General features: G+C 37.8%; 8 protein-coding genes. All 8 read left to right on the top strand.

From position 1 onward, the window contains the following. Positions 1–106: 106 nt before the first annotated feature. The 8 genes from L1283_RS01950 to L1283_RS01915 all read left to right on the top strand — a co-directional run bounded on the left by L1283_RS01950 (position 107) and on the right by L1283_RS01915 (position 12895). Positions 107–4336, top strand: a complete 4230-nt coding sequence (locus L1283_RS01950; protein ID WP_429625688.1) for a CusA/CzcA family heavy metal efflux RND transporter — start codon at positions 107–109, stop codon at positions 4334–4336. 7 nt (positions 4337–4343) lie between these two features. Then, positions 4344–5612 (top strand): efflux RND transporter periplasmic adaptor subunit, encoded by a 1269-nt coding sequence (locus tag L1283_RS01945; protein ID WP_429625687.1) that lies wholly within the window; start codon positions 4344–4346, stop codon positions 5610–5612. A 17-nt stretch (positions 5613–5629) separates the two neighbouring features. Further along, positions 5630–7675 carry a heavy metal translocating P-type ATPase gene (locus L1283_RS01940; protein ID WP_429625686.1) on the top strand — a complete coding sequence of 682 codons (2046 nt, stop codon included), beginning with the start codon at positions 5630–5632 and terminating at the stop codon, positions 7673–7675. A gap of 335 nt (positions 7676–8010) precedes the next feature. Next, complete coding sequence (locus L1283_RS01935; protein WP_002981101.1) at positions 8011–8835, top strand: RteC domain-containing protein; 825 nt, start codon at positions 8011–8013, stop codon at positions 8833–8835. Positions 8836–8950: 115 nt separating this feature from the next. Further along, positions 8951–9514 carry a helix-turn-helix domain-containing protein gene (locus L1283_RS01930; protein WP_429625685.1) on the top strand — a complete coding sequence of 188 codons (564 nt, stop codon included), beginning with the start codon at positions 8951–8953 and terminating at the stop codon, positions 9512–9514. 88 nt (positions 9515–9602) lie between these two features. After that, positions 9603–12014 carry a heavy metal translocating P-type ATPase gene (locus tag L1283_RS01925; RefSeq protein ID WP_088162387.1) on the top strand — a complete coding sequence of 804 codons (2412 nt, stop codon included), beginning with the start codon at positions 9603–9605 and terminating at the stop codon, positions 12012–12014. Between the two features lie 167 nt (positions 12015–12181). After that, entirely contained in the window at positions 12182–12472 is a 291-nt protein-coding gene (locus L1283_RS01920) for a four-helix bundle copper-binding protein (RefSeq protein WP_429625684.1), read from the top strand. 201 nt (positions 12473–12673) lie between these two features. Then, positions 12674–12895: a heavy-metal-associated domain-containing protein gene (locus L1283_RS01915; protein ID WP_088162389.1), complete on the top strand. Its 222-nt coding sequence runs from the start codon at positions 12674–12676 to the stop codon at positions 12893–12895. Positions 12896–13338 lie beyond the last annotated feature (443 nt).

Raw genomic sequence — 13338 nt, 5'->3', positions numbered from 1 at the left:
TAGTAATTTACGTTCGGCGTCTTGCAAGGGATATCTGTATTAAGCAAACTAAACTAGGAAATTTTTTGTATTCCCCCAAGAATTCTGCTTGATCCCAAATAATCAGGTGCAAATAATTACGGTTTGCCCCACATTGGCGGCTCAGGAAGTAGAACAATTAGTAACTTTTCCGATAGAGCAAAGCATTGCTAATATTCCCGATTTAGAAGAAACCAGAAGTATTTCTAGGTTTGGTTTGTCCGTAATTACAGTTGTATTTAAGGAAAAAGTAGACATTTATTTTGCCCGACAGCTCATTAATGAAAAACTGAAAGAAGCAGAAGAAAAAATTCCGAACGGAATAGGAACACCTGAACTGGCTCCGGTCAGTACAGGGCTTGGTCAGATATACGAATATATAATACATCCCAAAAAGGGAAGTGAAAATAAATACAATGCCAAAGACCTTCGTACAATGCAGGACTGGATTGTTGCAAGGCAACTGTATGGTACACCCGGAATTGCAGAAGTAAATAGTTTTGGTGGCGAGCTAAAGCAATATGAAGTTGCTGTTAATCCTAATCGCTTAAAGGCTATGGATATAAGTATTACCGATATTTTCAACGCTCTTGAAAAAAATAACCAAAATACAGGGGGAGCATATATTGATAAGAAACCAAGTGCTTATTTTGTTAGAGGTATTGGTTTGGTTACATCATTAGAAGATATAAAAAACATCAGTGTAAAAAATAATCCTGGCAGTGTTCCAATTTTTATAAAAGATGTGGCAGATGTACGATTTGGTAATGCTGTAAGATATGGGGCTATGACATATAATGGAGAAGTTGATGCAGTAGGCGGTGTGGTAATGATGTTAAAAGGCGAAAATGCCAATAATGTAATTGAAAAAATAAAAGAAAAACTTCCTACTATACAAAAGTCATTACCTGATGATATTATTATTGAACCCTATATAGACCGTTCAGTTTTAGTTGACAAGGCAATGAGTACCGTAGAAAAAAACCTGATAGAAGGTGCGTTGATTGTTATCTTTGTATTAGTACTTTTTTTAGGAAATTTTAGAGCCGGATTAATAGTAGCTTCCGCTATTCCATTAGCAATGCTGTTTGCCTTAGCGATGATGAATGTGTTTGGTGTAAGCGCCAATTTAATGAGTTTGGGAGCCATAGATTTTGGGTTGATTGTAGATGGGGCAGTAATTGTTGTGGAAGCCACATTACATCACTTAGGCTTACGGAAATCTAAACAAAGGCTTACACAAACCGAAATGGATGAAGAGGTTTTCCTGTCTGCCTCCAAAATTCGTAGCAGTGCAGCATTTGGTGAAATCATTATACTAATTGTTTACATTCCTATTCTTACGTTAGTGGGTGTTGAAGGTAAAATGTTCCGTCCGATGGCACAGACTGTAGGTTTTGCCATTTTTGGAGCTTTGATTTTATCCTTAACATACATACCAATGATGTGTGCTTTGTTCTTATCCAAAAAACCTACGTATAAAGAAACCTTTTCTGACAGAATGATGAATTGGTTACAAAAAAAATATCAGCCTTTGCTTGAAAAAGCGATTAGCATAAAGTATTGGTTCGTGGGTATCACCATTGCCATATTTGCGGTTAGTATTTTCTTGTTTAGCCGAATGGGAGGAGAATTTATACCCCAACTACAAGAAGGAGAATATGCAATTGAATTTAAAATGCCTATTGAAACCTCATTAACGCAAAGCATAGAAACTTCGATGCTTGCTTCGAGAATTGCCAAACAATTTGATGAAGTAAAAATGGTGGTAGGTAGAACTGGAGCTGGTGAAGTACCTACTGACCCAATGCCTCCGAGTGCAACAGATTTAATAATTATTCTTAAGCCTGAAAGTGAATGGAAATCCGGAAGGACATACGATGAATTAGGCGATGCAATAGAAGAAAAAATAGCCGTAATACCTGGCATAATTGTCGAAAAAAGCCAACCCATTCAAATGCGTTTTAACGAACTTATGACAGGGATAAAACAAGATGTTGCAATTAAGATTTTCGGAGAAAATTTAGATACACTAGCGTTAAATGCCGATAAGGTTAGCAAAGTTATACAAACAGTAAAGGGAGTTACAGTACCTCAAGTAGAACTGGTAAGTGGGCTACCTCAAATTAATATTGAATACGACCGAACTCGTTTAGCCAATTATGGAGTAAATGTAGAAGATGTAAATAATGTTGTAAGTACTGCTTTTGCAGGAAAAAGTGCTGGTGTAGTTTTTGAGAATGAAAGGAGATTTGATTTAGTTGTGCGTTTAGATAGTACCTATAGAGGTAGTATTGAAGATGTAAACAATATGATGATACCAACTAGCACAGGCAGTCAAATCCCTCTATCACAGGTGGCTACAATTGACTATAAATTAGGACCTGCGCAGATAAGCCGTGAAGCTGGAAAGAGAAGAATTGTAATTGGTTTTAATGTTGCAGGAAGAGATGTACAAAGTGTGGTAGAAGAAATTCAAAAAAAATTGAACAACCAAGTAAAATTACCATCAGGTTATTATTTCACTTATGGTGGACAGTTTGAGAATTTACAGGAAGCCAGTAATAGATTACTGATAGCTGTTCCTGTTTCCTTAATATTGATATTTGTATTGCTTTACTTTACATTCAGCTCCTTTAAACAGGCCGGATTAATTTTTACAGCTATCCCAATGAGTGCAATTGGAGGAATACTAGCTTTATTACTTCGGGGAATGCCTTTTAGCATCAGCGCAGGTATTGGATTTATTGCATTATTTGGTGTTGCAGTCCTTAACGGAATTGTATTGATAGGTATTTTCAATCAATTAGAAAAAGAAGGAGAAAAAGATGTATTGAAACGGGTAATCGAAGGAACTAAAACCCGTTTGAGACCGGTTTTGATGACTGCAACAGTAGCCAGTTTAGGATTTCTGCCAATGGCTTTGAGCAGTAGCGCAGGCGCAGAGGTACAAAAACCATTGGCTACAGTTGTTATCGGTGGTTTGGTAACTGCCACATTCCTTACCCTATTCGTACTGCCTATATTGTATATCATCTTCAATTCAAAAATTAATTTAAAAAGAAAATTTAAAGTGAAACCCATTACAACTATCGTTGTGTTACTGCTATCATTGGTAGGTTTTACAGCAAACGCACAAACGAAAGATTTATCCAGTGTTGATGAAGCAATAAGCATCGCGCTGAAAAATAATCAAACCATAAAGGCTTCAGATTTAGAAATTGATGCAAGTAAAGCCTTGAAAAAAACTGCTGGAGAATTACCAAAATTAGGTATTAATGCACAATTGGGGCAGTACAACAGTACAAAATTCGACCAGTCATTTGAAGTGGCGCAAACTATTCCTTTTCCTACTTTATTCGGAGCAAAAAAGCAATTGATTAATGCAGAAATAAAAGCGAAAGAATTACAGAAAAACCTTACGGTAATAGAGCTAAAAACGCAGGTCAGAACTTACTATTATCAAATCCTGTATTTGCAACATAACCAAAAACAATTACAACAGTTAGATAGTCTGTACAGCGATTTTATAAAAATAGCACAGCTTCGTTATAAAACTGGTGATACAAAAAAAGTGGACATCAGTACGGCAGAAGCTAAGAAAGGGGAAATTAATTTATTGTTAAAACAGAATAAAGTGTTTTTAAACAATGCTGTTGCCAGTCTGAAAACTTTGATGAATACAAGAGAGGATTTTCTCATTGTAGAAAATGGAATTTTTCAACCATTACAAATCAGTAATTTATTGGATAATGATGTAGTTGCAAGTCATCCCGCCATTCAATCCTTATATCAGGATGCTGTTATTGCAGAACAGACCAAAAAGGTAGAACGTTCGCAAGGTTTACCTGATTTTACAATTGGTTTTACAAATCAATCTTTAATAGGTTTTCATACTGTAAATGGCGCAGAAAAATATTTTAATTCTGGTAAACGTTTCAATTCTGTAAATATTGGCATTGCAATTCCTATCACTTATGGTGCTACCAAAGCAAGGATAAAATCTTTGGACTTCAGAAAACAGGCTTCCGAAGCCAATGCTCAGCAGCTGCAAAAAGCATTAACAACACAATTACAAAATGCTTTGCAACAATACCAACAAGATATGCAACAGTTTAATTATTTTCAGCAAGAAGCATTGCCTAATGCCAAAGAAATAGTATCAGCAGCACAATTAGGTTATAAAACTGGAGAAATCAGCTATGTAGAATATCTTTTTGCATTGCAAACCACAACCGATATTCAATTAAATTATCTGAAAAGTATTCAGCAGGTAAACCAGTCTGTAATCAGTATTTATTCTCTCATTAATCAATAAATAAAAAATGAAATTCAATATAAATAAAATCACGTTTGTAACAGTGATAACTGTTGTAATACTTGCTTTTTCCGCTTGCAATAATCATAAAGATGGGGATGGGCAAAACCAGAAGGCAAAAGAAATTCAAAAAGAAGAAGCCCACGAAGAAGTACCAACCATTGCCACACTTTCAGAGGAACAGATAAAGATAGTTGGAATAAAAATAGGCACAATAGAACAAAGGGAGCTGTCTGCAACCATCAAAGCAAATGGAAATCTGAATGTTCCCAATAACAATAAAGCCAATGCTACAACTTTATATGGTGGGGTGATAAGAACATTGAAAGTTCAACTTGGGGATTATGTTAGAAAGGGTGAAATAATAGCAACGATTGGCAATCCGCAGTTTATACAATTACAGGAAGAATATTTGAGTATAGTAAGTAGAATAACTTTTGCAGAGCAAGAGCTATCAAGACAAAAAGAGTTAAACGAAGGAAATGCTGGCGCAAAGAAAAATTTACAAAGTGCAACAGCCGAATTGAACAGCCTTCGTACTCGAAAAGCATCTTTACATCAACAATTACAATTAATGGGCATCAATCCCAGCACCCTATCAAACAGTAATTTGAAATCTGCGCTAACGGTAATTAGTCCTTTGAATGGTACAGTGAGTAATGTTTTCGCTAAAATTGGAAGTTATGTAGATGTTTCTTCTCCAGTAATTGAAGTTGTAGATAACAGCTCATTGCATTTGGATTTACAAGTTTTTGAAAAAGATTTACCACAAATAAAAATTGGGCAAACTATTCATTTTCGATTGACAAATAATCCAGCCACTGAATATGAGGCTACGGTTTTCAATATCGGTTCATCTTTTCAAAATGAGAGTAAAACTATTGTTGTACGTTGCCGCATAAAAGGTAATAAAAATGGGTTAATTGATGGAATGAATATAACAGGAATTGTAAGCTTAAGCAATGTGACCACACCTGCTGTTCCCAATGATGCCATCGTAAATACTGATGGTAAATATTTTATTTTCGTACAAACCGATAAAAAAGCAGAAGAACATCACGAAGAAGAAAGCCATAAAGAAGATGAGGAAACTGAACATAAGGAAGATACAAGCAATATAAATTTTGAAAAAGTAGAAGTATTGAAAGGGGTATCTGATATGGGGTATACCGCAATAACTTTTGTCAAGCAAATTCCTGTCAATGCCAAAATCGTTGTAAAAGGAGCATTTTTTGTAAACGCAAAATTATCTAATGCAGGAGAAGACGAAGATTAACCAATAATAACTAAACGATGATAAATACAGATAAAAATCACAAGCATATTTATGATGCACACGGCAAGCAACTCTGCTGCACGGAGGAGAACAAAAACGATGCCCAAACAAATACAGGGCAGAGTACTGATAATGTTTGTTGCTCAACGGATGAAAAAGTTAATCAAAAGAGCAATGAACGAAGTGAAGCTGTTGATAAAAACAGCGTTGTAAAAATGTTTTTACCAGGAATTATTTCTTTGGTACTATTGCTAATTGCTATTTACTTAGACAATGTCTTGAAACCTGAATGGTTTCAAGGTTGGGTAAGAACTGTTTGGTATATAATAGCTTATGCACCAGTCGGATTTCCTGTAATTAAAGAAGCTTTTGAAAGTATTGGTAAAGGCGATGTTTTTTCAGAATTTTTGCTGATGAGTATTGCTACTATTGGAGCCTTTACCATTGGTGAATACCCCGAGGGTGTTGCTGTAATGCTGTTTTATGCTGTTGGTGAAGTCTTTCAGTCATTAGCAGTAAAGAGAGCTAAAACAAATATCAAATCTTTACTCGACCAACGTCCTGATGAAGTAACCATTTTACAAGGCACTCAAACAAAAGTTGTAAAAGCTGAAACAGTTACTATTGGAGAGATAATACAATTGAAGCCTGGAGAAAAGTTAGGATTGGACGGAGAATTATTGTCCGAAACTGCATCTTTCAATACAGCAGCTCTTACGGGTGAGAGCAAGCCTGACACGAAATCAAAAGGTGAAACGGTACTGGCAGGGATGATAAACTTAAATACCGTTTCACAGGTAAAAGTGACAACTGCATATACTGATAGCAAGCTGAGTAAAATTTTAGAATTGGTGCAAAATGCTACTGCTCAAAAAGCACCGACAGAATTATTCATTAGAAAGTTTGCAAAAATATACACACCGATAGTTCTACTGTTAGCTATTCTAATTACAGCATTGCCCTACTTCTTTGTAGAAAATTATGTGTTCAGCCAATGGTTGTATCGTGCTTTGGTATTCCTTGTTATCTCTTGCCCTTGTGCATTGGTAATAAGTATTCCTTTAGGCTACTTTGGCGGAATTGGGGCAGCGAGTAAAAATGGAATATTGGTTAAGGGAAGCAACTTTTTGGATGTTCTTGCCAGCATACAAAATGTAGTAATGGATAAGACAGGTACAATGACGGAGGGCGTATTTAAAGTTCAGGAAGTTGTATTTGACAAGGCATTTGATGAGAAAGAAATTTTAGAAATGGTCAATGCTTTGGAAAGCCATAGTAGCCACCCCGTAGCAACTGCCATTCAAGAATATGTAGGCGATGTAAACCACAATATCCCATTAGAAAATATAGAGGAAATTGCAGGACACGGACTAAAGGCTAATGTAAATGGGAAAGAATTATTGGTAGGGAATTTTAAGCTGATGGATAAATTTTCTATTACTTATGACATAGACCCGAACAGCATTGTCTACACGGTAATCGCAGTGGCTTATGATAGAAAGTTTGTTGGTTACATTACCATTGCGGACAGCATAAAAGAAGACGCACAGGAAACCATAAATCTATTGCATAAGCTCAATGTTAAAGCTACTATGCTTAGCGGAGATAAAAGTACGGTTGTAAAGTATGTAGCGGAACAGTTGGGGATAGATAATGCTTTCGGAGATTTATTGCCTGAAGATAAAGTAAACAGAGTTAAAGAAATTAAAGCCAAAGGCGGAAGCGTTGCTTTTGTTGGCGACGGTGTAAACGATGCGCCTGTTGTGGCTTTGAGCGATGCGGGTATTGCAATGGGCGGTTTGGGAAGCGATGCGACCATTGAAACGGCAGATGTGGTAATACAAGATGACAAACCGAGTAAAATACCTATGGCAATCAATATAGGCAAGCAGACAAAGAAAATCGTTTGGCAAAATATAGCTTTAGCATTCGGAGTAAAAGCTATTGTACTAGTTTTGGGAGCTGGGGGCTTAGCGACTATGTGGGAAGCTGTTTTTGCCGATGTTGGGGTTGCCTTATTAGCTATACTAAACGCAGTAAGGATACAGCGGATGAAATTTTAAGATTAGAACATCCTAATGATGAATAAAACAGACAATTCGTAAGAAAGGCAAAAGTTATCAAATGTCAATTTGTCGAAGGAGAAGAAGAAGAAGAAAAGACCTTCGCTCTTTATGATACTTTTTGGGATATTTTTTAGCTCTGTGTCTTATTGCTTTGATATACATAAAATTAGACACTATTATATCTATCCCTATCACTAAAAATGGACTTATTAGTTCTGTATCGAGCAAAAACCAAAGTTCCAAAAGAGAAACCCGAAAATGCAAATTTCTTTCAAATATGACAGTATTTGGGCTTCTCTATTATTGTTTAAAAAATAGATTTAGGATAACGGATGGATAAATTTTATAACGAAACGCTGGCTAAGCTGGAAAACGAAATCAAAGAATTTGAGATTGAAGCAGACTGTTCGATAGAACGCATTGAAGCAGTTATACAACTTATTATCAAATGTTTATTCGACGTAAAAAAATATATTTTAAAAAGAGGATTTAAGAATGTTGATGAAGAAATTCGCTTTTTTAAATATCAAAAGCCAATTATCGTTTCAAAGCTCATCTATTATAATGCCATCTATAAAATCGAAACGAGAAGACCGTATGGAAATAAGCGTACCAAGAAATATTTTGTCAAAGAACTGAAAAAGCTAAAAAGGTTCTTTGAAAATAACCTTGATTTTTATAAGTATTACCGTAGCAATAATTCTTTCTTTGACGAACAATTTTTTGTACGTGGCAAGCACGATATAAGACTATGGTTAGACACTTTTTATTTTGAGGCAGACCATCGCTTTTCTACTTCGCACGATTATAAGGTTGCCAAGATAATTGCTAATGACCTGATACAGGTATATTTGGAAGACAGGTTAAATAACATCAACGTTAAAAAGGTTTCAGATAATTCGTTGATATGGACAGCAAGCAAAACTGCACTCACGGAACTCATTTATGCACTGTACTCCCACGGTGCATTTAACAATGGGAATACAGAAATAAAATTGATAGCCAAAACGTTTGAAGATGCCTTCAATATTGAGTTAGGCGACTTTTACCATACGTTTATGGAACTTAAAGCCCGCAAAATAAACCGAACGAAATTCCTCGACAGGCTGTGTGAAGCACTGATAAAGAAAATGGACGAACAAGATGAAAAACAGTAAGTATATATGTACACAGGCTTTATTCCTCTTGGCAAGAAGTCAGAGTAATTAAACTTAAATTGTAAATTTGTTTATTGCTTATGTATTAAATACTAAACGTAGTCAGTAAATAAATATGAATACAATCTTTATTAAAAATATGGTTTGCGACCGTTGCATTATGGTGGTACAAAACGAATTGGAAAAACTGGGATTAGATGCTAAAAATATAAAACTGGGCGAAGTTATTCTTTCCAAAGAAATAACATCTCTGGAAAAAGAGAATTTGTCCAAAACTTTAGAGCCATTAGGATTTGAAGTAATTGACGATAAAAAAGGCAGGATAATAGAAAAGATAAAGAACATTATCATTGACCTGGTACACCATCAGGATAGTGATGTAAAAACCAACCTTTCCGATGTATTGAGTGACAAATTGCATCACGATTACAATTACCTGTCCAATCTGTTTTCAGAGGTAGAGGGTACAACCATTGAAAAATACTTTATCGCCCAAAAGGTGGAGAAAGTCAAAGAATTGTTGGTGTATGATGAGTTGTCATTAAGTGAGATTGCGAACCGCCTAAATTATTCGAGCGTGGCATATTTGAGTAACCAGTTTAAAAAAGTTACCGGGCTAACACCAAGCCATTTCAAACAGATTAAAAAGGATAAAAGAAAACCGTTGGATAAAGTGTAAGTAAATCTTACAAATCAAATCCAAAATTTCACACCAGTACCCATAAATATAATAGCCAATTTTGTATTGTAAATTAAAGCAGGCAAATATGGCGACAAACAGAGAAAATATATACATTCCATTGGAGGATGTAGAAAGCGAACACTGTGCATTAATCGTTGAAAAGGGATTGGCACAGGTAAAAGGCGTAGAAACCCATAAAGTAGAGCTGAACAACCGAAGGGCAGCGATTACAGTAGATAGCAATGAAACCGTAGGCGAGGCTGTTAAGGCAATTAAAGATTTAGGTTACGGAGTTCCTACGGTTAAAAGTGCTTTTCCGGTATTGGGCATGACCTGTGCATCCTGTGCGGGCAGTGCCGAAAGCATTGTGAAATACCAACCGGGAGTAGTTAATGCTTCCGTGAACTTTGCAACGGGCAATCTTACCGTGGAATATCTGCCCAATATGACCGATGCCTCCACCCTGCAAAAAGCGGTTCAGGGAGTAGGTTACGACCTATTGATTGAAGACGAAACCAAGCAGCAGGAAACGCTCGAAGCCATCCACGAAAACAAATTCCGAACCTTGAAAAACAAGACCATTTGGGCAATTATCCTTTCCCTGCCCGTGGTAATCATAGGAATGTTCTTTATGGATATGCCCTATGCAGACCCGATAATGTGGCTCTTTTCCACGCCCGTTGTAATATGGTTGGGCAGGGATTTTTTTGTAAACGCTTGGAAGCAGGCAAAGCACCGTTCCGCCAATATGGATACGCTGGTGGCATTGAGTACAGGTATTGCCTACCTGTTCAGTGTTTTCAATATGCTGTTTGCCGACTTTTGGCATCAACGGGGACTGCATGCTCACGTATATTTTGAAGCGGCTGCCGTTATTATCGCATTCATCCTCTTGGGAAAACTGCTGGAAGAAAGAGCCAAAGGCAACACCTCTTCAGCCATTAAGAAGCTGATGGGCTTGCAGCCAAAAACGGTCATCGTGGTACAGGCGGACGGAACGGAAAAGCAGACCGCTATCGAAGACGTAAGCGCAGGCGATGTGATACTCGTAAAGCCCGGTGAAAAGATTGCGGTAGACGGCATGGTCATATCGGGCAATTCGTATGTGGACGAAAGCATGTTAAGCGGTGAGCCTGTACCTGTATTGAAAAAAGAAAAAGAAAAAGTATTTGCAGGAACGATTAACCAAAAAGGCAGCTTCCGGTTCAGGGCGGTAAAAGTGGGCAAAGAAACCATGCTTGCCCACATCATCAAAATGGTGCAGGATGCACAGGGAAGCAAAGCACCCGTACAGAAACTGGTCGATAGGATTGCGGGCATCTTTGTTCCCACAGTGATAGGTATTGCCATCCTGACATTTACGCTATGGTTGATTTTGGGAGGCGAAAACGGGGTTGTTCAAGGTCTGTTGGCAGCCGTTACGGTATTGGTCATTGCCTGCCCCTGTGCTTTAGGCTTAGCGACACCCACCGCTATTATGGTAGGCGTTGGTAAAGGTGCTGAAAATGGCATTTTGATAAAGGATGCCGAAAGTTTGGAACTGGCCAAAAAAGTAAATGCCATCGTTTTGGACAAAACCGGAACCATCACCGAGGGAAGACCACAGGTAACGGGCATTAAATGGCTGAACAATGAGGACACTGCAAAAGAAATCCTTTTGAGCATCGAAAAGCAATCCGAGCATCCATTGGCAGAAGCCTTAGTGAAGCATCTTGGCGATGTAGCGACCACCTCTTTATCCATGTTCGACAGCATTACGGGCAAAGGCGCAAAAGCAGACCATGATAACGAAACCTATTATGTAGGCAACAAAAAGCTATTGGCAGAAAACAACATTGCCATTGCCGGAGAATTACAAGACCAGGCCGAAGAATGGGGCAAACAGTCTAAAACCGTTATCTGGTTTGCAAACAGCAAAAAGGCTCTTGCTGTAATCGCTATCGCCGATAAGATTAAGGAAACATCGGTGCAGGCTATCCGGGAAATGCAGGAAATGGGCATTGACCTGTATATGCTGACCGGAGATAATGAAGCTACCGCTAAAGCCATTGCGGAGCAGACAGGCATCAAGCATTACAAAGCCGAAGTTTTGCCACAGCATAAAGCCGACTTTGTGAAAGAACTGCAAAGTAAAGGAAAGGTAGTGGCAATGGTGGGCGATGGTATCAACGACAGCACCGCATTGGCAACAGCCGATGTAAGTATCGCAATGGGCAAAGGCAGCGACATCGCAATGGACGTAGCCAAGATGACCATCATTTCGTCCGACCTGACCAAGATACCGCAGGCAATACGCTTGTCCAAACAGACCGTAGCCACCATCAAGCAAAACCTGTTCTGGGCGTTTATCTACAACGTAATCGGCATTCCGGTAGCGGCAGGCATCCTTTACCCTGTTAACGGCTTCCTGCTCAACCCGATGATTGCGGGTGCGGCAATGGCATTGAGCAGCGTGAGCGTGGTAAGTAACAGCTTGCGGTTGAAATGGAAAAAGTAAACCTGTAGTGAGCCTGTCGGATTATCAGTAAAAGTTACAAATCAAACAAGAAATATTACAATACGCTCTAAATAGAAATAACGAACTTTACATAAATCAAAAATTTAAGTATTATGATACAGACAAAATTTCAAAATTGTATTGAGGCTTGCCAACAATGCGTGGTAATGTGTAATCAATGTACAGTAGCCTGTTTGAACGAAAAAGATGTTGAACATTTAAAGAAATGTATTCAGCTCAATCTGGAATGTGCTGCCATTTGTTCTGCGGCAGTAAATGTATTAAGTCTTGACGGAAAATTTAGCAAAGAACTCTGCAGGTTATGTATTGACATCTGCAATGCTTGTGCGGACGAGTGCGAGAAACACGTTGCGATGGGTATGGAGCATTGTAAGCAATGTGCTGATGCCTGTCGTGAATGTGCAAAGGCTTGTAAAGAAATGCTTGCCACCGCATAGCAAAAAAATCCTTCGGGAAAAATTAGCTATCAGAGCCACTTTTATCTTTTTAAACCATTGAGGTTAGAAAGGGTAAAAGTGGCTTTATTAGTTGAAATAGAAATCAGTAAAAGTCACAAATCAAACCCAAAATAACACAATAAAGCCAAACGGAATTGTGGCGAAATTTGTACCAATAAACAACATTTAAAATTTAACGAAATGGAAAATAAAGAATTTCAATTTAAGACAAATATTAATTGCGGCGGTTGTATAGCATCTGTGAAACCACACCTGGACAATACCAAGGGCATCTGCCATTGGGACGTGGACACCAACAATAAGGACAAGGTGCTTACCGTGAAGTCCGAGGGCATTACCGAGCAGGAAGTAATATCGACTGTGCAAAAGGCAGGCTTCAAAATAGAACCTTTGGATGCCTAAGCCAGCAACTTTTTGAAATGCCCTTTTTCCGACCGAATTTCCATGAGGTTGGGTTGATGAAAAAGGGCATTTTATCAATTCTGAAAAAAGGCGATAGGTTATTGCGTATATGGCATTATTTTTCCATATAGCAAAAAAAACGTAAAACGATATAAAAAAAACCAATCTAATTTGTAACTTTGTTGCGTTGAAAAATTATAGAATACATATAGGCATTTTGACATTGTTCTGTTTGGTTTTCTTTATGATGCCAAGTCAGAGCTATGCCTGTTCCAAAAATTCAACAAAGACCGAGCAGTCTTTCTGCTCAAAGGAGAAATCCAAAAAATCAGAACATAAAAAAGGTTGCAAGAGCAAATCCTGTAAAAAATGCAAAAGTGACAAATGCGGGGGCGGTTGTTCCCACAGCTCTTGCAGGTGCGGTGCTTCAACCACTTCCCTAA

Origin of the sequence: Sphingobacterium sp. HSC-15S19 (genome assembly GCF_050433745.1) — a bacterium.
Lineage (GTDB): Bacteria > Bacteroidota > Bacteroidia > Sphingobacteriales > Sphingobacteriaceae > Sphingobacterium > Sphingobacterium siyangense.
This window is presented reverse-complemented; position numbering and strand designations above follow the sequence as displayed.